General features: G+C 69.3%; 16 protein-coding genes. 7 read left to right on the top strand and 9 right to left on the bottom strand.

The genetic code is table 11. The features are described from left to right. Window positions 1-160: 160 nt before the first annotated feature. The 3 genes from ACWD3C_RS00990 to ACWD3C_RS00980 form a co-directional block, all read right to left on the bottom strand. Entirely contained in the window at window positions 161-1,207 is a 1,047-nt protein-coding gene (locus tag ACWD3C_RS00990) for a BMP family lipoprotein (RefSeq protein WP_451138642.1), read from the bottom strand. 322 nt (window positions 1,208-1,529) lie between these two features. Further along, a complete protein-coding gene (locus ACWD3C_RS00985) occupies window positions 1,530-2,576 on the bottom strand; it encodes a BMP family lipoprotein (RefSeq protein ID WP_451138640.1) in 1,047 nt (348 codons plus the stop codon). Window positions 2,577-2,964: 388 nt separating this feature from the next. Then, window positions 2,965-4,194: a M20 family metallopeptidase gene (locus ACWD3C_RS00980; RefSeq protein WP_451138638.1), complete on the bottom strand. Its 1,230-nt coding sequence runs from the start codon at window positions 4,192-4,194 to the stop codon at window positions 2,965-2,967. A 446-nt stretch (window positions 4,195-4,640) separates the two neighbouring features. Here ACWD3C_RS00980 and ACWD3C_RS00975 point away from each other — a divergent pair, with 446 nt between their 5' ends. Then, a complete protein-coding gene (locus tag ACWD3C_RS00975; protein WP_451138636.1) occupies window positions 4,641-5,309 on the top strand; it encodes a class I SAM-dependent DNA methyltransferase in 669 nt (222 codons plus the stop codon). 152 nt (window positions 5,310-5,461) lie between these two features. Then, on the top strand, window positions 5,462-6,598 hold the full coding sequence (locus ACWD3C_RS00970) for a hypothetical protein (protein ID WP_451138634.1): 1,137 nt from the start codon (window positions 5,462-5,464) through the stop codon (window positions 6,596-6,598). A 522-nt stretch (window positions 6,599-7,120) separates the two neighbouring features. On the opposite strand, the gene ACWD3C_RS00965 is transcribed toward ACWD3C_RS00970, so the two are convergent. The 4 genes from ACWD3C_RS00965 to ACWD3C_RS00950 all read right to left on the bottom strand — a co-directional run bounded on the left by ACWD3C_RS00965 (window position 7,121) and on the right by ACWD3C_RS00950 (window position 12,242). Continuing rightward, entirely contained in the window at window positions 7,121-8,338 is a 1,218-nt protein-coding gene (locus tag ACWD3C_RS00965; protein ID WP_451138632.1) for a hypothetical protein, read from the bottom strand. A gap of 68 nt (window positions 8,339-8,406) precedes the next feature. Then, window positions 8,407-9,345: an N-acetylneuraminate synthase family protein gene (locus ACWD3C_RS00960; RefSeq protein WP_451138630.1), complete on the bottom strand. Its 939-nt coding sequence runs from the start codon at window positions 9,343-9,345 to the stop codon at window positions 8,407-8,409. 12 nt (window positions 9,346-9,357) lie between these two features. Next, window positions 9,358-10,839, bottom strand: a complete 1,482-nt coding sequence (locus ACWD3C_RS00955) for a cytidylyltransferase domain-containing protein (RefSeq protein WP_451138628.1) — start codon at window positions 10,837-10,839, stop codon at window positions 9,358-9,360. 77 nt (window positions 10,840-10,916) lie between these two features. After that, on the bottom strand, window positions 10,917-12,242 hold the full coding sequence (locus ACWD3C_RS00950) for a DUF6716 putative glycosyltransferase (protein WP_451138626.1): 1,326 nt from the start codon (window positions 12,240-12,242) through the stop codon (window positions 10,917-10,919). Window positions 12,243-12,440: 198 nt separating this feature from the next. Here ACWD3C_RS00950 and ACWD3C_RS00945 point away from each other — a divergent pair, with 198 nt between their 5' ends. The 4 genes from ACWD3C_RS00945 (at window position 12,441) to ACWD3C_RS00930 (ending at window position 17,142) form a co-directional block, all read left to right on the top strand. Continuing rightward, window positions 12,441-13,418 (top strand): glycosyltransferase family 2 protein, encoded by a 978-nt coding sequence (locus tag ACWD3C_RS00945; RefSeq protein WP_451138624.1) that lies wholly within the window; start codon window positions 12,441-12,443, stop codon window positions 13,416-13,418. Continuing rightward, window positions 13,415-14,749 carry a polysialyltransferase family glycosyltransferase gene (locus ACWD3C_RS00940; protein ID WP_451138622.1) on the top strand — a complete coding sequence of 445 codons (1,335 nt, stop codon included), beginning with the start codon at window positions 13,415-13,417 and terminating at the stop codon, window positions 14,747-14,749. Before ACWD3C_RS00945 ends, ACWD3C_RS00940 begins: the two co-directional genes overlap by 4 nt. Further along, entirely contained in the window at window positions 14,746-15,894 is a 1,149-nt protein-coding gene (locus ACWD3C_RS00935; protein WP_451138620.1) for an acyltransferase family protein, read from the top strand. The genes ACWD3C_RS00940 and ACWD3C_RS00935 overlap by 4 nt, the downstream gene beginning before the upstream one ends. Window positions 15,895-16,068: 174 nt before the next feature. Continuing rightward, window positions 16,069-17,142, top strand: coding sequence for a class I SAM-dependent methyltransferase (locus ACWD3C_RS00930; protein ID WP_451138618.1), 1,074 nt, complete (start codon window positions 16,069-16,071; stop codon window positions 17,140-17,142). Between the two features lie 24 nt (window positions 17,143-17,166). Here ACWD3C_RS00930 and ACWD3C_RS00925 read toward each other — a convergent pair whose 3' ends face one another. Both ACWD3C_RS00925 and ACWD3C_RS00920 read right to left on the bottom strand, forming a co-directional pair. Continuing rightward, complete coding sequence (locus tag ACWD3C_RS00925; protein WP_451138616.1) at window positions 17,167-17,754, bottom strand: Uma2 family endonuclease; 588 nt, start codon at window positions 17,752-17,754, stop codon at window positions 17,167-17,169. 92 nt (window positions 17,755-17,846) lie between these two features. Then, the gene (locus tag ACWD3C_RS00920) at window positions 17,847-19,427 is read right to left on the bottom strand and encodes an acyl-CoA mutase large subunit family protein (protein WP_451138614.1); all 1,581 of its coding nucleotides are present in this window, start codon (window positions 19,425-19,427) and stop codon (window positions 17,847-17,849) included. A 287-nt stretch (window positions 19,428-19,714) separates the two neighbouring features. Here ACWD3C_RS00920 and ACWD3C_RS00915 point away from each other — a divergent pair, with 287 nt between their 5' ends. Next, the gene (locus ACWD3C_RS00915) at window positions 19,715-20,593 is read left to right on the top strand and encodes a L,D-transpeptidase family protein (protein ID WP_451138612.1); all 879 of its coding nucleotides are present in this window, start codon (window positions 19,715-19,717) and stop codon (window positions 20,591-20,593) included. Window positions 20,594-20,847: the final 254 nt, after the last annotated feature.

The following is a 20,847-nucleotide window of genomic DNA, read 5'->3' as shown; positions in this document are numbered from 1 at the left end:
TTGCACACTCTCGTGTTTTTGGGGGTCTACATCCCCCCTCCCCCCCTAACTAAAAACTCGGCCCCCCCGCACCCGACAAGCGGGGGTGCGGGCCCCCTGCCCCCCCGCACCCCGTTGAGCGGACGTAACCCCGCGGTTACATGCTGCTCGTCGTGCTGGATCAGCTGGTCTTGACCTCGATCTCGCCGCTGATGATCTTCTCCTTGGCCGTGTTGACGGCCTCCTGGAGCTCGGCATTGTCCCGGAACTCGGGGTTGGACTCCGAGAGGCCGACCTCACCGGTCTGCAGATCGCTCCGTACGATACCGCTCTCCGGCGCGCCGCCCTCGACCGACTTCGCCAGGTTGTACACCGCCTTGGCGACGTCCTTCATCGCCGAGGTCAGGATGGAGTCCTTGTACTTGGCGAGGGCTTCCTGCTCGTACTGGTCGGAGTCGACACCGATGGCCCACACCTCGTTGGCGGCCGCCGCCTCGATGACGCCCTGACCGGACAGACCGGCCGCCGCGTAGACGACGTCGGCCTTCTTCTCGATCTGGCTCTCGGCGGCCGTCCTGCCCTTGTCGGGGCTGGCGAAGCCACCCTCCTCGGCGGTCTGCGTCAGGTACTGCGACAGGACCTCGACCTTGGGGTTCGTGTCCTTCACGCCCTGCTCGAAGCCCGCCTGGAACTTGTGGATGAGCGGGATGTCGACGCCGCCCACGAAGCCCACGGTGTTCGTCTTCGTGCTCTTCGCCGCGGCCACGCCCGCGAGGTACGAGGCCTGCTCCTCGGAGAAGACGAGGTCCGCCACGTTGTCCAGCTCGATCGTGGCATCGTCCACGATGCCGAAGGTGGTGTCCGGGTACTTCTCCGCGGCCTCCTTGACGGCCGTCGCGTACGCGTAGCCGACGCCGATCACCGGGTTGTAGCCCTGCTTGGCCAGCGAGGACAGGCGCTGGGTCTTGTCGGCGTCGGTCTCGCCCTCGGTGGGCTCGATGTCCGCCGTCTCGTAGCCGAACTCCTTCTCCGCCTTCTCCAGGCCCGCGTACGCGGCGTCGTTGAACGACTGGTCACCCTTGCCGCCGACGTCGTACGCGATGGCGAGCCCCTTGTCCCCCTGCGACTGGGACGAGGCGGAGGTCGAGGTGCCGCCACAGGCGGACAGAGCGAGGGCGAGGGAGGCGGTCGCTGCGCCTGCGACCGCTGTGCGGGAAACCCGGCGCATGTGTTGGTGCTCCTGTCGTACAAGCGCCGGTCGGTACTGCTTCGGTTCTCGTTCACAGCTTCGGCGCTGGCTTCGCCGCAGATTAACGCGCGTAGACATGCCTGAAAACCCCTTCTGTCCACCTTGTTATGCGCCCGTGGCCGAGTCGGCGCGTCCGCGAAGGAGGCGTGGCGGTGGGTGACCTGCGGCGGGAACGCCGAAGCGGGCGGGCGCGCTTGACGCCCGCCCGCTTCGGGGCACTTCCGTGTGACTTTGTCCACTTCCAGTGGTTCGCCCGTTCGGGCGGGGAGCGGAGTCCGTCAGGACCTCAGTCAGCCGCGAATTACTCGGTCGCGACCTTGATGGAGCCGTCGATGATGCCCGCCTTGGCCGTCTCCACGGCGTCGGCGAGGCCCTCGATCTCGGCGTACCGCGGGTTGGAGTCGGCGAGGCCGACGCCGTCCACCTTGAGGTCGAAGGTCTGGACACCGGTCAGCGGCTCGCCGTCCTCGACGGACTTGGCGAGCGCGTACACGGCACCACCGACGTCCTTGAGCGCCGAGGTCAGGATGTAGTCCTGGTACTTGGCGAGGGCTTCCTGGTGGTACTGGTCGGAGTCGACGCCGATCGCCCACTTCTCCTGGCTGGCGGCGGCCTCGATGACACCCTGGCCGGAGAGACCGGCGGCGTGGTAGACGACGTCGGCGTTCTTCTCCAGCTGCGCCTCGGCGGCGGCCTTGCCCTTGTCGGGGCTGGCGAAGCCGCCCTCCTCGGCGGTCTGCGTCAGGTACTGCGACAGCACCTTGACCTTGCCGTCGCTGGTCTCCTCGACGCCCTGCTTGAAGCCGGCCTCGAACTTGTGGATCAGCGGAATGTCGACGCCGCCGACGAAGCCGACCGTGTTGGTCTCGGTGGCCTTGGCCGCGGCGACACCGGCGAGGTACGAGGCCTCGTTCTCGGCGAAGACCAGGGACGCCACGTTGTCGGCCTCGACGACCGAGTCGACGATGCCGAAGCTCGTCTCCGGGTACTTCGCGGCGACCTCCTCCATGGCGGGGCCGTACGCGAACCCGACACCGACGATCGGGTTGTAGCCCTGCTTGGCCAGCGAGGTCAGACGCTGCACCTTGTCGGCGTCGGTCTCGCCCTCGGTGGGCTCGATGTCGGCCGTGTCGTAGCCGAACTCGTCCTTGGCCTTCTCCAGGCCGGAGAAGGCGGCATCGTTGAAGGACTGGTCGCCCTTGCCGCCGATGTCGTAGGCGATGGCGAGACCCTTTTCGCCGTCGCCTTCGCTGCCGCTGTCGCTACTGGTACTGCCACAGGCAGTGGCGGCGAGTGCGAGCGACGCGACCCCCACCGCGACGCGGGTCAGTCTGGATATCCGACGCATCGTGAAGTTTCCCCATTCTCCGAGCCCCGCAGTGGGTGCTGAGTTCGGCGCAGAGTAACGCGCGTAGACACTCCGGGGAATGGGGTTCCGCGTGGCCGTTATCCATTCGTGCCGATGGCCGGTTACGTCCTTGTGAACCATGGGTTCGAAAGGTGTGCTTGGGACGTTGCGTCCCCTGCGACCCTTACTCTCCGTATCCGCGGATTGGCTTTTGCGTGAAGGTGCGCGTGCCGTACGGGCACGCGCACCAGGCTGCCTCGGGGGCGGACGGGACGCAAGCGGAGGGAACGCAACCGGAGGGAAGCGGCTTGCGGGGCCCACGGGACCTGCGTCGGGGTCTACGAGACCCACGGGATCGGCGTACAGATCCACGGGGCCCCATGGGCCGTTACGCGCCGCCGGCCCCGGTGTCGAGGAGCGCGGCCGCGGTGAAGAGCTCGACGCCGACGGTGATCGCGTCCTCGTCCGCGTCGAAGTCCCCCTGGTGGAGGTCACGGACGGTGCGCTCGCCGGGCCTGCGGACGCCGAGGCGGGCCATGGCGCCCGGGATGTGCTCCAGGTACCAGGAGAAGTCCTCGCCGCCGAGGCTCTGCTCGGTGTCCTCGATGGAGGACGCCCCGCGCCGGACGCTCATGGCGTCCCGGAGCAGCTCGGTCACGAGGGGGTCGTTGACGACCGGCGGGACGCCCCGGATGTAGTTGATCTCGGACTTGGCCCGGTACAGGTTGGCGATCTCGTCGATGGCCGCGTGCACCAGGTCGGGCGCCTGCCGCCAGGCGTCCAGGTCCAGGCAGCGTACGGTCCCGGAGAGCTCGGCGTGCTGCGGGATGACGTTGCAGGCGTGGCCGGACTCGATGCGCCCCCAGGTGACCGCGAGCCCGGACCGGGCATCGACACGACGGGCGACCAGCGCGGGCACGTCGGTGACGACCCGGGCGGCGGCGCTGACGAGGTCGGTGGTCAGGTGGGGCCGCGCGGTGTGGCCGCCCGGTCCGTCGAGGGCGACCTCCAGCCGGTCGCAGGCCGAGGTGATCGGGCCGTGTCGGAGGCCGATGCGCCCCGCGTCCACCTTCGGGTCGCAGTGCACGCCGATGATCCGCCCGACCCCGTCGAGCACCCCGCACTCGATGACGTCCGGGGCGCCTCCGGGCAGCACCTCCTCCGCAGGCTGGAAGATCAGCCGCACGGGCCGCGGCAGCCGCCCCTGCCGGTGCAGCTCGGCGAGGACGAGCCCCGCGCCGAGCACGACGGTGGTGTGCACGTCATGGCCGCAGGCGTGGGCGCGGTCGGGCACGGTGGACCGGTACGGGCACTCGGTCTTGGTGTCCGGAATCGGCAGCGCGTCGATGTCGGCGCGCAGGGCGAGCATGGGGCGGGACGGTTCCGGGTGCCCGATGTCACAGATGAGCCCGGTCCCGATGTCGAGTACGCGCGGCTCAAGCCCCGCCTGCTCCAGGCGGGCCTTGATCGCGGCGGTCGTACGGAACTCCTGGTTGCCGAGCTCCGGGTGCATGTGCAAGTCGCGGCGGAACGCCACGAGTTCGGCACGCACCACATCGGGCAGCGTGCCGGGGAGCACGGCTTCCCCGGGGAGATCGGCCTCGGACTCTCTGGACATCAGACGGTTCACCCTCTGAAGGGTAAGGCGATCGGGCGGCCAACTGTCCCACGATCAACAAAACTTCAGCCCGTCAGGGGAAGAAATCTTGGCCACCGGGCGCATAGATATCGACGCAGATGGGTAAACTCGCCCGCCTTTCCGCAGATTAGATCTTGGGTGGATCCGAGGATCTCACGGAAAGTTCGGGGCGACCACGGAGAGCAGCGGGAGCGGTCCGGGGTGCCCGGCCGTTCCCGTATCCCATCCCACGGATATCACGGCATCGCGCACCGCTCGCCCCGGAAGCCCCTCAGCGGGTCCAGCGAAGTCCAGTGCGGTTCGGCAGCGCCCCATAGGGGCGCGGGGCCGTGTCGATATGCGGCTCCGCCGCGTGGGCGCGACCAGCCCCCCACCGGCCCGCAGATTCCTCACCGCTCCCAGCGGAGCGCATAAGCTCCGCCCCTGTGAGCGACCCGGACTTCATACGCACCGCCCGGGCGTCCTACGACGCCATCGCCCCCGACTACGCCGAACGCTTCCGCGACGGCCTGGCGGTCCCCCTGGACCGTGCCGTGGTCACCTGCTTCGCCGACCTCGTCAAGGCGACCGGCACCGCCCCGGTGGCCGACATCGGCTGCGGCCCCGGCGACGTCACGGCCCGTCTGCACGACCTGGGCCTGTCGGTGTTCGGAGTCGACGTGTCGCCCGGCATGGTGGCGCTGGCCCGCCGCGCCCACCCCGAACTCCGGTTCCACGTGGGCTCGATGACGGCCCTGGACCTGCCGTCCGACTCCGTCGCCGGAATCGCCGCCCTCTACTCGATCATCCACATCCCGGACGACCGACTCCCGCTCGCCTTCGCGGAGTTCCACCGCGTACTGGTCCCCGGCGGCCATGTGCTGCTCGCCTTCCAGACCGGCGGCGAACACCTCCATCTGACGGAGCGCTTCGGCCACGCGGTGTCCCTGGACTACTACCTCCGCCACCCGGACACCGTCACCGCTCTCCTGACCGGGGCCGGACTGCTCCCGCACGCCCAAGTCCTGCGCGAGCCGAGCGGGGACGAGACCCGCCAACGGGCGTTCCTCCTGGCCACCAAGCCGGCACACCCGCCTGCCGATCAAGGCAGTTGATCAAGGCACCGGCAGGGCAACAGGTCTGCCCCTGTGATTGCCATGACAAGACCTAACGCTCGCACAAACACCAGTGCTAGGGTCCCGCCCGAATAAAGAAAGGGCAATCTATGCAAAGCAAGCTGCTTCCGCCGGGCACTCGCCTTCTGCACGTGGGGCCACACAAGACGGGTACGACGGCGCTCCAGGGTGCGTTCCACCTGGCACGGCAGCAGCTTGCCGAGCACGGGGTCCATTACGCCGGGAAGGACCGCCAGCCCGCCCGTGCGGCGGGCGCCAAGGTCGGTGCCACCCTCGGGAGGGGGTCCAGCACTCCCAAACCGGAGCGCTGGGACGAACTGTGCGCCGAGGTCGCCGCGGCGGGCGACCAGCGTGTGGTGATCAGCAGCGAGTACTTCTGCATCGCGAACGCCGAGGTCGCACGGTCGGTGGTCGAGGAGCTGGGCGGAGAGCGCATCCACGTGGTGGTGACCCTTCGGCCGCTGCTGAAGATCCTGCCGTCGCAGTGGCAGGAGTACGTCCAGAACGGCATGCGCACCCCCTACGAGGACTGGCTGAAGGAAACCCTTCGGCAGGAGGGCCGTACCGCACGGACACAGCGGTTCTGGCACCGGCATGAACACGGCAAGCTCGTGGACCGCTGGGCCTCGATCGTGGGGCCGGAGAACCTGACCGTCGTCGTGGTCGACGAGACGAATCCGCTGATGCAGCTCCGGATCTTCGAAGAGCTGGTCGGACTGCCGAACGGGCTGCTGGTGCCGGACGAGGCCGCCAGCAACCGGTCACTGACGCTGGGCGAGGTCGAGCTGATACGGCAGCTCAACCAGACGGCACACGAGAACAAGTGGTCCGACGAACGCTACGGAAAGCTGATCAGGCACGGCGTGCGGCCCCAGCTGCGCAAGGCCCACAAGCCGAGCCGGGACGAGCCCCGGGTCACCACCCCCGACTGGGCCGTGGACGAGGTGTCGGCGATAGCCGAGCGGGAGGTGTCCCGCATATCCGACCTCGGCGTACGGGTCATCGGCGACCTGGCCGCGCTCACCAAGAGGGGCAGCCGTACGTCGGCGCCCGCCGGCCCGCCCGTGATCCCGTCCACCGCGGCGGCCAGCGCGGTCCTCGCCGCGATACTGGCCAGCCAGCGGCCGGCCCCCGAGAAGAAGCCCGCGGCACCGGTGCCCGCCCCCCGCCGGGCCGAGCACGCCGACACCAGGACTCTGTTCCGCGTGATCACCCGACGCGGCGTACGCCGCCTCCGCCGCATCCGCCGGACCTCCTCCGACGCCTGACCCGCCACCGGCCGTCAGCCTTCAGCCTTGCGACAGTGGTGGTCGTCCGGCGCGGCGACCACCACCGAGCGGGACCCGCGAGCCCCCTGAGGGGGCCTTGCACCATGCCCCGCCCGGGGGCGCGCGGCCTGGCACCGTGCCTCGCCGCGTTGCCGGAAATCCCGGTTGTGCTGTCCCGGCACGTCGGTGACGAGGGCTTGCATGGTAGGAGGGCCTCTCGCATCGGCGTGGATCGCGAGATCTCCGCCGACCGGCAGGAGGCCCTCGTGTGCCGCCGTAACGCCCCGCTGACGCCGACCGGCAGACTGCGTCCGGCCCGCCTGGTCATAGTGCCAGGACCCCTGAGCCTGAATCCACCGATGCCCATGGAGGGCGGCCTACGTCTTCCCAGGTCACCGGCCCTTCGGGCGGTAATCGATCTTCACCTGGGAGGTGAAGGCGCGGAGTGGCTCGATCTGGCCGCTGACTTGGACGAAAGCTGCGCGGACCCGGTTTCGTCGGTGGATTCAGGCCAAGCCACCCCTAAGCCAGCCTCACCGAAGACAACCGGTGCACATCCCGCGCCGTCCCCGTCACCCCCGACAGGAACCCCTGTGCCCGCGGCGAGGCGCCCTCCGTCAGCCAGGTCGGGTCGATGTCGCAGACGGCGACGCGGACCTCCGTGCCGGCCAGCGCCAGCGGCAGGGTGTGGACGACGGTGGAGGGGAAGCTGAGGATCGTACGGCCGATGGGGCCCCGGCGGGCGATCAGTTCCAGGGGGAGGTCGGGGCGGACGACCTCAAGGCCGGTCTCCTCGGCGAGGCGGTGGAGTTTCTCGGGGCTTTCGCGGCGGTGGGCGAAGTAGCGGGCCGCGCAGTGGGTGCGGGCCAGGGTGCGGACCGCCTGCAGGTAGCGCTCGGGGTCGACCACGCCGGTCTCGACCAGGGAGGTGCCGACCATGTCGGCGCCCTTGTTGAGGGTGGGCGGGTCGAAGCGGGAGCGGGTCCAGGAGAAGTCGTTCGCGGTGACGGTGATGCCCTCGGGGACCTCGTCGATCGGCATGGAGGAGAAGATCTCCACCCGGCGGTCCTCGCCCGGGGTCAGCCGGTCGCGGGCCTTGGCGGAGACCGGGGCGAAGACGAGGTCGCGAGGGCCGGGGCGGCCGCCCTTGCGGTGCCATCGGACGAGGCGTTCACCGCGGGCGAGCTGGGAGACGAACTCCATCGTCGCCGTGCCGTCGTCCACGACCACCAGGTCCTTGACCCGGGTGATCGTCAGAAGGAGCTGTACGTAGCGGGAGAACGGGTCGCCCAGGACGACCCGTTCCGCCCGGCGCAGCAGGGGGGCGAGGCCCGCGACGGTCTGGAACGGGGCCGTCGTGCCGCCCCGCGCCTCCTCCCACCGCACGTCGTGGCCGTCCTCGGTGGCCAGCTCCGCCATGCGGCGCAGCTGACCCCGTGTCATGGGGTCGTTGGGTGTGAGGATGACCACGGTGAATCCCTCGCCGGGCCGTGCCGACGGGGTCTGCCCAACAGCCCCGGCCTCCACGCCCGTGCCCGCGTCCGCGCCCCTGGATGCCGGAACGGTTCCCTCTCCGGGCGGTACCGCGGTACCGCCCGGAGAACCGGCCTCGCCGGAAGACCCCGCGCCGGGATGCCGGCCCGAGTGGGCGTGCGCCCACTCCAGCACGTTCAAGAGCTGCACCGGGCTCTCGACGAACGCGAGAGTGTGGGGGCCGGCAGGTCTGGCGCGAGGGCTCATCGACGTAGGACCGTCGCTTCCGTGAGTTCCGGATTGGAAGGCGGGACGCGTGGGGCTGCTGCCGTGGCTCAGACGCCGGTCGGCTCCCCCGCCGCGGTGGCGATCTCCGCCTCGGCGACGACACCGGCGACACGGCGCAGCTTCTTCATCGGGCCCAGCTCGGACTCGTAGACCTTCTTGACGCCGTCACCGAGGGAGGCCTCGATGGTGCGGATGTCGCGGACCAGGCGCGTGAGGCCCTGCGGCTCCACGGAGGCGGCCTGGTCGGAGCCCCACATGGCGCGGTCGAGGGTGATGTGACGCTCGACGAAGGTGGCACCGAGGGCGACCGCGGCGAGCGTGGTCTGCAGGCCCGTCTCGTGGCCGGAGTAGCCGATCGGGACGTTCGGGTACTCCTTCTCCAGGGTGTTGATCACGCGCAGGTTGAGCTCCTCGGCCTTGGCCGGGTAGGTCGACGTGGCGTGGCACATGAGGATGTTGTCCGAGCCGAGGACCTCGACCGCGTGGCGGATCTGCTTCGGGCTCGACATGCCGGTGGAGAGGATGACCGAGCGGCCGGTGGCACGCAGGGCGCGCAGCAGCTCGTCGTCGGTCAGGGAGGCGGAGGCCACCTTGTGGGCGGGGACGTTGAACTTCTCCAGGAAGGCGACGGCCTCGGTGTCCCACGGGGAGGCGAACCAGTCGATCCCCTTCTCCTTGCAGTACTCGTCGATCTGGCCGTACTCGGCCTCACCGAACTCCACGCGGTGGCGGTAGTCGATGTAGGTCATCCGGCCCCAGGGGGTGTCGCGCTCGATGTCCCACTGGTCGCGCGGGGTGCAGATCTCCGGGGTGCGCTTCTGGAACTTGACCGCGTCGCAGCCGGCCTCGGCGGCCACGTCGATGAGCTTGAAGGCGTTCTCCAGGTCACCGTTGTGGTTGATGCCGATCTCGCCGCAGACGTAGACGGGCTTGCCGGGGCCGACTTCTCGCGAACCGAACTTGCGGATGCGGGAGTTGGAGCTCATGCGGGGTTTTCCTTACTTCTTGTTGAGGGACTCGAGAGAGTCGAGAGAGGGACCGAGGATCCAGCTGGCGATCTCTCGGATCGCGCCTTCGCCACCGGGGACGGTGGTGACCGCGCGTGCGGCGCCGCGCACGACGTCGTGGGCGCTCGCGACCGCCACGGGCCAGCCCACGAGGGCGAAGCACGGGAGGTCGTTGACGTCGTTGCCGACGTAGAGCACGCGCTCAGGCGCGATGCCCTGCTCCTCGCACCACTGCTTCAGTGCGAGGTCCTTGCGGTCGATGCCGTGCAGGACCGGAATCTGCAGCTTCCGGGCCCGGGCGGCGACCACAGGGTTCTGCTCCGTGGACAGGATCAGCATCGCCAGGCCGCTCTTGCGGAGGGCCGCGATACCGAGGCCGTCCCCGCGGTGCACGGAGACGAACTCCTTTCCGTCGGAGTCGATCAGCACCCGGTCGTCGGTCTGGGTGCCGTCGAAGTCGAGGACGACCGCGTCGATGTCTTCGGCGGTCGGGAGGGCGCCGGGCCGGTCGGCGTCGAACAGCGGCGCCAGTGCCCGGGCCCGGGCGAGGTCGTGCGGGTCGTCGATCTCCAGCACGCGGGCCGGGTCGGTGCGCACCGGCTCGGTGTGGCCGAAGAAGCGGTGCTTGTGCTCGCGCAGGCCCGCGGCGCGCATCGCGTACGCGGCGCCGGTCTCCAGCAGGTCCTGCGGGCGGTCCTGGCGGCGCGGGCGGAAGGACTTGTCGTGGTTGACGCCGTAGCCTCCGGCGACGGGCGCGGGAGTGGCGTGGCCGTCGTTCGCGAGTGCGATCGCCGGGTGCGGTGTCGTGGTCCCGCCCTGGGTGTCCGCGCCGCCACGTGCCGCGGACGCGCCCTGCGCTGCCGCACGGCCGGCTGCCGGCGCACCCGCCGGATGCGTCGCCGCAGCCTCGCCCTGCCCGCCCGCACCGCCGGCGCCCTGAGCCGCCGCGCGGTCGGCGGCGGAACCCGCCGCCGACCCGCCCGCGGCGAACTCGTCCGCCGCGTCGCGCCAGATGAAGCCGTGGAACGGCGCCACCGTCATCGCCGTGTCGGCGCCGTTCTCGACGATCGCGGCCACGACCCCGTCGATGTCCTCGCGGACGATGAACGGGCTGGTGCACTGCACGAGCAGGACGACGTCGACCGGGGAGCCGTGGAGGGTCTCGTGGGCGTCCATGGCGTGGAGCACGGCGGCCTCGGAGGTCGCGGTGTCACCGGCGATGGCGGCGGGGCGCAGGACCACCTCGGCGCCCGCCTCCCGGGCGGCGGCGGCGATGGCCTGGTCGTCCGTGGAGACGACGACGTGGGTCACGAGCCGGGCCTCACGGCATGCGCGCACCGCGCGGGACACCAGCGGAACGCCGCCCACCGGGGCGAGGTTCTTGGCGGGAACACCCTTGGAGCCCCCGCGGGCGGGGATCACGGCGAGCACACGACGCGGCGGCGTCGCTTGGTCCGCTTCCGGGTGGGACATGGGAAGTACTCCTTGGAGATCAGTGGTCGCGGCTCGCGCGCCGGGGACGCGGGCCCGCCCATGGTGCGGGGGCTTGCTCACAGCTCCCCCATCCGCCGGATGACGGGCGCCACGCGCTGCACCCCGTGGCGGTACGCGCCGCGCGCCGCCCGGCGCACGATCTGCCGCACCGGACCGGCCTCCTTGTCGGCGGCCGGCGCCCCGGGCAGCGGGCTGCCGTCCGGGCCGAGGTGGTGACGGGCGAGAATACCCGGCAGATAGCCGGGCGCGGTCACCGTCGTGTAGTAGGGGTCGAGCGGCGGCAGGTGGGAGGCGGCCAGCAGCTTGGCGATGCGGTCGCGTGCCGCGTCGAAGGCCGTGGCGTACGACCCGTCCGCCGCGACGCCCTGCCGGGCCACCCACTCCGGGTCCGGGGCCGGCTCGTGACCGGCGTCGAGCTGGTCCCAGGAGGCGAGGCAGCCGGAGCCGACGAAGTGGTGGTTGCCGAGTGCCTCGCGCACCCCGAGGTCGGAGAGCACGACAGTCGGGATACGGCGGTGCAGGGACTCCAGGGCGGCCGTGGAGCTGATCGTGACCAGCAGGTCGGTGCTGTCGAGGACCTCGCCCATGTGCCCGTACACCAGCTTGAAGTTGGCGGGCAGGTCCTGCCGCTGCGCCAGCTTCTGGTAGGGCAGTTCCTCGATGTGGGTGGTGTGCTCGCCCGGCTTGGAGCGCAGCTTGAGCAGCACCTGGCGCTCCGGGTGCAGCCGTGCGTGCCCGATGAGCCGCTCAAGCAGGTACGTGCGGTCCTTGCGGTTCTCCGGCACGGAGGGCTGGGCGGCGAAGACGACCGTGTAGGGGTCCTGTGAAGCTTGGTACGGCTTTCCGCCCAGGAACGGCAGTGCGACCTCGGTCACACTGGAGGCATCGGCCCCCACACCGTCGTAAACCGCCCGAAAACGGTCCGCGTCCTGACGGGAATTGGCCAGAACCAGATCCGCACCGTGGCGCAGCAGCAACCCGTCGGCGAGCTTTTCGTATACGACTCCGACGTACCCGGTGACGACCACGGGCCGCTTCTCCCGCACACCCCACGCGGCCCGCAGACCGTGCAGGATCGCCTGGACGCCGCCGCCGACCAGGGCCAGCACGACCAGGTCGTACGACTCGTCCGTCATCGCGTCGTCCGTCATCGCGCGCAGGAACTCGACGCCGGTGACCTCACGCAGCGAATCCGCGCGCACACCGACCTCTTCGAGCTGGCGGGGGGTGGGGGTGGCGCGGCCACGCAGAAGGTATCCGTCCAGACGAATGTCCGAATCTTCCGGAGCGATACGGTTCGCGGTGAGCGAACCCCATTTCCACCGGGTGTCGGAATCCGCGAGGACAGCAACCCTCAGGGACTTCGCTGTACTTGCAGGCACGTCGAAGACGCTAGGAAGCGATTCCAATCCTCCACCCAACCAGAGAGCAACAAACGGTTAACAGCACATCGACGAAAGGCGAATCAGGCTACGATGAGCGCCGAAAAGACTCTAGTTCACGTTTCCGGCACCCGTCGTTCACCCGACATCAAGGACCCGGCCAAGCAAGATCCCTCGCCACCCTCTAACCTCACGTGGGTGGTCAAGCTCTCCGTCATCGTGCCGTTCTACAACGTGCAGCAATACGCACCCGACACTCTGAAGAGCCTGCGTGCCAACGCGCGCGAGGACTTCGAGTTCATTCTCGTCGACGACTGCTCGCGCGACGAGACACCGGACATCCTCGCGCACGCCGAGCGCGAACTGCCAGGCGCGGTCCATGTCCGACATGAGAAGAACGGGGGGCTGGCCACCGCGCGCAACACCGGGATCGACAAGGCACGTGGCGAATACCTCACGTTCCTCGACGGGGACGACTGGCTCGCCCCCGGCTACTACCCGCAGCTCCTGGCCGCCATTGAGGACCTGGGCTGCGATTTCGTCCGTACCGATCATGTGCAGTGCACCGGCCGGACCCGGACCATCAACCGGGTTCCGCACGGCAGGCGCGGGGTCGTGATGAACCCGCGGGAGGCGATCCTGCCCACCGACCGCTCCACCTCCGTCGACTACGCCTACGCCTGGGCGGGCATCTACCATCGCCGGCTCGTCGACCGGGGTGTGCTGCACTTCACGGACGGGCTGCGCACGGCCGAGGACCGGCCGTGGATCTGGAAGCTGCACCGGGAGGCCGAGTCCTTCGCCGCCGTGGGACTGCTGGGCGTCCACTATCGGCGCGGGGTAGCCTCCTCGCTGACGCAGATCGGTGACGTACGGCAACTCGACTTCATCCGGGCCTTCGACGAGGTCGTCCAGGAAACCGCCGGGGACCGTGACGCGTCGAAGCTGTTGCCCAAGGCAGTACGCACCTACTGCGCGATCATTTCCCACCACCTGGGATCCATCGAAAGGTTCGAGCCGGCCGTGGCACGGAAGCTGAAGTCCATGAGCGCCGCCGCACTGAGGCGCATGCCACAGGACGTGCTCGACGACGCCCTCGACTCCATGGACATAGAGCGTGCCACGCGCCTGCGTCGGCTGCGCCGCCGTCCCGCCACCACGGGGGTGCCCGCGTGACCACCCAGATCTTCATGGCGTCCACGCTGTACGGCGCCGCCACGCTCGCCGCGGCACTGGACAGCGACTGCTTCGCACCCGCGAACCGGCGCATCCTGCTGGTCTCCAACAACGCGGCCACGCCCGAGGTCTCCTCGCCGCTCGACGAGATGCCGGGCTTCACGCATCTGCGCGGCCGGTTCGACGAGGTGGTCTCGTGGAACGAGACCATCACCCCGTTCCACCCCGGCGGCTGGTCGCCCCGGCTGGACGACGTGCCGCTGTGGGAGCGCCATCTGCGGCTGGCCTGGAAGCTCGGCGACGACGACGTCGAGCTGGCCGTCGAGTCGATCCAGGTGAACCCGGCGCTCGGCTTCTGCCAGATCTTCACGGGCGCGCCCATCACCGTCTACGCGGACGGCCTGATGAGCTACGGCCCCACCCGCAACAAGATCGACCCGCTGATCGGCACCCGTATCGACCGCCTCCTCCACCTGGACCTGGTGCCGGGCCTGAAGCCGCTGCTGCTCACGGAGTTCGGCGTCGGGCCGGAGATCGTGCCCACCGACGCCTTCGTGAAGGTGCTCACCGAACTGGTGGACACCGGCGACGAACTACCCTCGGTCGACGAGCCCGCCATGCTGCTCGGCCAGTACCTCTCCGCCCTCGACATCCTCACCGCCGAGGAGGAGGAGAAGCTCCACGTACGGATGCTGAAGGGCGCCGTCGAACTCGGCCACACCCGCGTGGTGTTCAAGCCGCACCCCAGTGCTCCGGTCCGCTGGTCGCGGCTGCTGGAGAAGGAGGCGGAGAAGCTCGGCGCCGATCTGACCGTCATCGACACGCCGGTCCTCGCCGAGGTGCTCTACCAGAAGATGCGGCCCGCGCTCGTCATCGGCTGCTTCTCCACCGGGCTGCTCACCGCCTCCGCGCTGTACGGCCTGCCGGTCGCCCGGACCGGTACGGACACCCTGCTGGAACGCCTGAAGCCGTACGAGAACAGCAACCGCGTTCCCGTCACCGTGGCGGACGCGCTCCTTCCGGACCTGACGGACCACGCCGCCGTGAAGGACCAGAAGCCCGGCATCGACGTGGAACGGCTGAACGGCCTGGTCCAGGCGGTCGGCTTCGCCATGCAGCCCAAGATTTATCCGGAGCTGAGGCAGGCTGTTGAAACGTACCTGACGAGCCATCTGAATACGTACACTTGGCGCTACTTCAAGCGGCGCCGCCTGACCTCGCTGGCCCTGCCGGGCGCCGTCCCGGCTCAACTGGCCTTCATTCCACGGAGTGCGACGGTACGTCGAGTAGCGCGCCGCGCACGGTCGTTGAAGAGGGCAACTCTCGGATGAATTCAACAGTGGAGACGACTCCGCTCGCCAAGCAGCAGTCAAGAGCAGGGGCGTCCGGTGTCCCTCCACAGATAGTTCCCCGAGCGCACGCGCCACGCCTGCGTGCGCTCGACGGGCTGAGGCTCATCGCCGCGCTGATGGTCGCCTTCTACCACTACGGCGGACGCGGCGGCAAAGTGTCCCAGGCGTGGGGCACTTCACCGAGCGTGCAGTTCCCCACCATGCACGAGTACTTCTCGTACGGCTCGCTCGGCGTGCACATCTTCTTCATCATCAGCGGCTTCGTGATCTGCATGAGCGGCTGGGGCCGTTCACTGCGCTCCTTCTTCGCCTCCCGGGCCTCCCGGCTGCTGCCCTCCTACTGGCTCGCGGTGATCCTCGTGGCGGGGGTCTTCGCGCTGCCGGTCGTCGCGTACAAGTCGGTCTCGCCGAGTGACGCGCTGCTGAACCTCAGCATGCTCCAGTACCCGATGGGCGTCGACCGGGTGCTGGGCGTCTGCTGGACGCTGTGGGTGGAGGTCCGCTTCTACGCGCTGTTCGCGCTGTGCATCGTGATCCCCGGGGCGACCCGGCAGCGGGTCATCACCTTCTGCGCGGTCTGGACCCTGGCCGCGGTCATCGCGCGGGGCGCCGAACAGCCGCTGCTGGACATCATCGTGATGCCGAAGTACGCCCCGTTCTTCATCGGCGGCATCGGCCTCTACCTGATCCACCGCGACCGCAAGGACACCTACGCCTGGGGCATCGTCGCGGTGAGCTGGCTGATCGGCCAGAACATCGCGTTCCACAGCATGTGGCACCCGCCGGGCGCGGACGTCTTCGCCCACCGCACCACGTTCGGCATCCTCCTCATCGTCACCCTCGGCTTCCTCGCCGTGGCCGCGATCGCGCTGGGCTGGCTGAACTGGGCGAACTGGCGCTGGCTGAGCCTGGCCGGCGCGCTGACGTACCCGTTCTACCTGATCCATGAGCACCTGGGCTGGGTGGTCATCTGGTACTTCCACCGCCACCTGGGCATCCCCTCGCTCGCCACCTTCGCGCTCACCCTCGGGACGATGCTGGTGCTGGCGTGGGTCATGTACCGGGGCGTGGAGCAGAGGCTGCAGCCGGTGCTGCGCAAGGTGCTGGAGCGCCCGCGCGCCTGAGGTGCGGAATTACGTTGCGTAGAGCAATAGTTGACTCTCGGTTTACATCTTCAGGGGTTTGAGAATCGCTTTTGGGGCGGGTTTGGCCATATCGTTCCCGATTGGCCCCTAGGCTTCTCACAGCTTCCCTGGGCCAGTAGCCCTCGTCCCCCAGCGAGAGAGTCTTCTGTCTTCATGGCTGTAGTCGACGGCACGATCAAACCGCCCCACCGGCTCGACGATGTCCCGGGCTGGTTCCCCGTACTCGACCAGATGCTCTTCGACTGGCTCCTCGACCGGCAGGAATCCGGGGGTATGCGGGGCGACCTGCTGGAGGTCGGCGTCTACATGGGCAAGAGCGCGATCTTCCTCGGGCGCCATCTGCGGGAGGGCGAGGAGTACACGGTGTGCGACCTCTTCGAGGGCGACGCGCCGGACGGGGCCAACCAGGCCGAGTCCACCAAGTCGTACAGCGCGCTCACCCGGAAGATCTTCGAGGACAACTACCTCTCCTTCCACGACATGCTGCCGCGCGTGCTCCAGGGCCCCAGCTCGGTGGTGCCCACCGAGGTGAAACCGCGCTCCTGCCGGTTCGTCCACATCGACGGATCGCACCTGTACGAGCATGTGTACGGCGACATCAGCGCCGCGAGCGAGGCCCTGCTGCCCGGCGGGATCGTCGTCCTCGACGACTTCCGCTCCGAGCACACCCCCGGCGTCTCCGTCGCCGCCTGGGAGGCCGTACTCAACCGGGGCCTGCGCCCCATCTGCCTGAGCACCCAGAAGCTGTACGGCACCTGGGACGACCCCACGCCCGTCCAGGACGAGCTGCTGGACATGCTGGCGGAACGGCAGCAGGACCATCATCTGAGCGTGCAGGAGGCGGCGGGGCACCGGATCATCCGGCTGAAGTCCAAGGGGATGACCGCGCCGGTGTTCCCGCCGTCCCGGCATCAGGTGGCGGCGGCGGAGGAGGCCGCGAGGAGGGCCGCCGAGAGGGCCAAGGAGGAAGCGGCCCGGGAGGAGGAGGCCGCCAAGGTGCGGGCCACCGAGGAGGCGGCTGCCGAGAAGCGTGCCTCGGCCGCACAGCGGCCACCGGCGAAGCCGGCCGGGAAGGGGCTCGGCTCCGGTCCGAGGAATCCGAAGAAGGGGACTGGTCCGAAGCGGCCGCGCAGCCGGGTCAAGCGCATCGCCGTCGACCTGTTGCCGCCGCTTGCGACCCGTGCGATTCGCCGGGCTCTGAAGGCGCGACGGTCGGGCTCCAAGTGACGGCTCGGCGGCGGGGGCTTTGGGTCAGCCCTCGCCGTCGCCGTCGAGGAGGACGTCCACGGAGAGGTCGAGGGTCACACCGACGGACTCGGGAACGGGGACGCTCTGGCCTCGCTTGAAGCGCTGGGGGTCGGGGTACTTGCCGTCGGCGGGGTCGGTGTAGAGGAGGACCTCGTCGTGTTTGCGGTCGGCGATGAGGTAGGCCGGGATGCCCGCCTGGGCGTAGCACTCGACCTTGACATGAAGGTCGTCGGACCAGTTCGACGACGTCACTTCCGCGACCAGGCGGAAGACGTTCGGGGCGTAGTAGTTCTTCGTGACATGAGCGTCGCGGAAGTCCTCGTCAACGATGGAGAGGTCAGGGATCGCGAAGTCCTCTGGCAACGCAGGCAGCCACAGGCCGACACCCTGGATCCACTCGGCCCCGCTTCCCGCGATACCTGCGCGTTCGAGCGCCCTGCACAGCTTCGTCAACGACAGTCCGTGCGAGCCGTCCGGCGGTGGTGTCACAGTGAGCCTCCCCTGGAGAATCTCCACGCGGTGCCCAGGCAGTGCACGGGAGAGCAGGTCGGCGGCTTCGCCCAACGTCAGCTCGTGTTGCATTACAGCCACGGCATCCTCCTTTTCGGGGCTCACTCTTCATGAGAGTAGCCGGAGACGTGCAGTTTCCGCCCGTGATCACTCGTACGGAGTAATCGCCCAGGTCAGAACACGTCCGACGGCACGTACGTCCCCCAAACCTCCCGCAACGCGTTGCACACCTCCCCCACCGTCGCCCGGGCCCGCAGCGCCTCCTTCATCGGGTAGAGGACGTTGTCCGTCCCCTCCGCCGCCTTCTTCAGGTCGGCGAGGGCGGTGTCGACGGCGGCCTGGTCGCGTTCGGCCCGGAGCTTCGAGAGCCGTTCGGCCTGCTGGGCCTCGATGGCGGGGTCGACGCGGAGGGGCTCGTAGGGCTCTTCCTCGTCGAGCTGGAAGCGGTTGACGCCGACGACGACGCGTTCGCCGGAGTCGGTCTCCTGGGCGATGCGGTAGGCGCTGCGCTCGATCTCGTTCTTCTGGAAGCCTCGCTCGATGGCGTTGACCGCGCCGCCGAGTTCCTCGACCTTGGCCATCAGCTCGACGGTGGCGGCCTCCACGTCGTCGGTCATCTTCTCGACGACGTACGACCCGGCGAAGGGGTCCACGGTGGCGGTGACGTCCGTCTCGTACGCCAGGACCTGCTGCGTACGCAGGGCGAGGCGGGCGCTCTTGTCCGTGGGGAGCGCGATGGCCTCGTCGAAGGAGTTGGTGTGCAGGGACTGGGTGCCGCCGAGGACCGCGGCCAGGCCCTGGACGGCCACGCGGACGAGGTTGACCTCCGGCTGCTGGGCGGTCAGCTGGACGCCCGCGGTCTGGGTGTGGAAGCGCAGCATCAGCGACTTGGGGTTCTTCGCGCCGAACTCGTCGCGCATGACCCGCGCCCAGATCCTGCGCGCCGCGCGGAACTTGGCGATCTCTTCGAGGATCGTCGTACGGGAGACGAAGAAGAAGGACAGGCGGGGCGCGAAGTCGTCGACGTCCATGCCGGCCGCGACCGCCGTGCGCACGTACTCGATGCCGTCCGCGAGGGTGAACGCGATCTCCTGCGCGGGGGAGGCGCCCGCCTCGGCCATGTGGTAGCCGGAGATCGAGATCGTGTTCCACTTCGGGATCTCGGCCCTGCAGTACTTGAAGATGTCGGCGATCAGGCGGAGGGAGGGCTTGGGCGGGAAGATGTACGTCCCGCGCGCGATGTACTCCTTCAGCACGTCGTTCTGGATCGTGCCGGTGAGCCTGTCGGCGCTGACGCCCTGCTCCTCGGCGACGAGTTGGTAGAGGAGCAGCAGCAGGGCGGCGGGGGCGTTGATCGTCATCGACGTGGACACCTTGTCCAGCGGGATGCCGCCGAACAGCACCCGCATGTCGTCGATCGAGTCGATCGCCACGCCCACCTTGCCGACCTCACCCGACGCGATCGGGGCGTCGGAGTCGTGGCCCATCTGGGTGGGCAGGTCGAAGGCGACCGACAGGCCCATCGTGCCGTTGGCGATGAGCTGCTTGTACCGGGCGTTGGACTCGGTCGCCGTACCGAAGCCGGCGTACTGGCGCATCGTCCACGGCCGGCCGGTGTACATCGACGGGTACACGCCGCGCGTGAAGGGGTACGAGCCGGGCTCGCCCAGCTTCTCGGCCGCGTCCCAACCCTCCAGAGCTTCCGGCCCGTAGACCGGCTCGATGGGCAGTCCGGACTCCGACTCGCGCGCCATGGTGATGCCTCCGCGTTGGCTGTTGCTTGGTTGCTCGCTGGGACGAATGCTCGGTTACTCGCTGGTACGAACGACCTTCGCTGACGGACTGTAGCGGCGGCCGTGCGCCCGGTGGAGAGGACCAGGCTGGGACCTTGCTCACAGGGTCTCCCACGTCCGCCGCTCACAACAATGGCGACCGGTTCGCAACCGTTCACGTCCGGGGAGCATCTCAGGTGACACGACCGCACGTCCGGGGGTGGGCCGCCGGGCGACGGCGGAACGAGCCGGGACGACCGGGGGCTGGGATGCGTATCACAGGCATGCGGAGATCGGCGGCCGTGCTCGCGGCGCTCGCCCTGGCCGGCGGCTGTGCGGTCCAGGCGGCGGACGGGACCGGGGGCGGGGGCGGGCGGCAGCCGGTGCGGATCGAGGCCACGGCCACGCCGGAGGAGCCGGCCGGTGAGCAGCCCGGCGCGGAGGGCGACACCGAGGACGGCGCGGACGACGACGGCAAGAACGCGCCGAGTACGGCGGCTCCCTCCCCCGCCCCTCCGCGGGTCCTCTGGGCGTACGGCGACCAGGGCCGGGACGTACGTGAATTGCAGTCCCGTCTCCGGCAGGTCGCCTGGCTCTTCGACGGGCCGACGGGAACGTACGACGATCCGACCGTCGGCGCGGTCAAGGGCTTCCAGGGCAAGCGGGGGCTGCCGCAGACGGGCAGGACCGACAGCGTGACATGGGCGCGGCTGCTGAAGATGACGCGGGAGCCGACCAAGTGGGAGCTGTACGCGTTCGGCGGTCAGCGGGCCGCCGCGCCGGACCCGCGGTGCATGACAGGCCGGGTGCTGTGCATCAGCAAGACCAGCCGCACCCTGCGCTGGATGGTCGACGGGCGGACGCTCTCGACGGTGGAGGTGCGGTTCGGTTCCCAGTACACGCCGACCCGCGAGGGCGTCTTCAACGTCTACTTCAAGTCACGCCACCACGTGTCCACGCTGTACGACACGCCCATGCCGTACGCGATGTTCTTCAGCGGCGGCCAGGCGGTCCACTACTCCTCGGACTTCGCGGTCCGCGGCTACTACGGGGCGTCGCACGGCTGCGTCAACGTACGGGACGAGGCGGCGATCGCGGACCTGTTCGCGCAGGTGAGGAACGGCGACAAGGTCGTCGTCCACTGGTGAGCGAAGGAGAGTTGCAGGCGCGGGCGGGACCGGGGGAACGTGTCCCGCCCGCGCCGAGGTGCACGAGCCGTAGGTACGGGGGGAACCCCGGCTCTGTGCGATGGCCGATGACCAGTCGGCTCACTCATTACTGCGCTTCAGCGGCCGAAAACGTCACACCCCGGCCGAAGAAAGTTTCCCCTCGAACAAAACCGCAGGTCAGGGAGGTGTTGGCGTCGCTGAGCACGGAACTCTGGACTCGGGAATCGGGACTC

The organism is Streptomyces sp. NPDC002845 (assembly GCF_053591955.1).
Note: the sequence above shows the minus strand (reverse complement) of the source record. Positions and strands in the feature narration are given on the sequence as shown.

Excerpts from the sequence above, each read along its gene's own strand:
- ACWD3C_RS00935 (WP_451138620.1), top strand. The coding sequence starts at position 14,746 with ATGAATTCAACAGTGGAGACGACTCCGCTCGCCAAGCAGCAGTCAAGA.
- ACWD3C_RS00965 (WP_451138632.1), bottom strand. The coding sequence starts at position 8,338 with ATGAGCCCTCGCGCCAGACCTGCCGGCCCCCACACTCTCGCGTTCGTC.
- ACWD3C_RS00990 (WP_451138642.1), bottom strand. The coding sequence starts at position 1,207 with ATGCGCCGGGTTTCCCGCACAGCGGTCGCAGGCGCAGCGACCGCCTCC.
- ACWD3C_RS00985 (WP_451138640.1), bottom strand. The coding sequence starts at position 2,576 with ATGCGTCGGATATCCAGACTGACCCGCGTCGCGGTGGGGGTCGCGTCG.
- ACWD3C_RS00960 (WP_451138630.1), bottom strand. The coding sequence starts at position 9,345 with ATGAGCTCCAACTCCCGCATCCGCAAGTTCGGTTCGCGAGAAGTCGGC.
- ACWD3C_RS00920 (WP_451138614.1), bottom strand. The coding sequence starts at position 19,427 with ATGGCGCGCGAGTCGGAGTCCGGACTGCCCATCGAGCCGGTCTACGGG.
- ACWD3C_RS00915 (WP_451138612.1), top strand. The coding sequence starts at position 19,715 with ATGCGTATCACAGGCATGCGGAGATCGGCGGCCGTGCTCGCGGCGCTC.
- ACWD3C_RS00980 (WP_451138638.1), bottom strand. The coding sequence starts at position 4,194 with ATGTCCAGAGAGTCCGAGGCCGATCTCCCCGGGGAAGCCGTGCTCCCC.
- ACWD3C_RS00955 (WP_451138628.1), bottom strand. The coding sequence starts at position 10,839 with ATGTCCCACCCGGAAGCGGACCAAGCGACGCCGCCGCGTCGTGTGCTC.
- ACWD3C_RS00930 (WP_451138618.1), top strand. The coding sequence starts at position 16,069 with ATGGCTGTAGTCGACGGCACGATCAAACCGCCCCACCGGCTCGACGAT.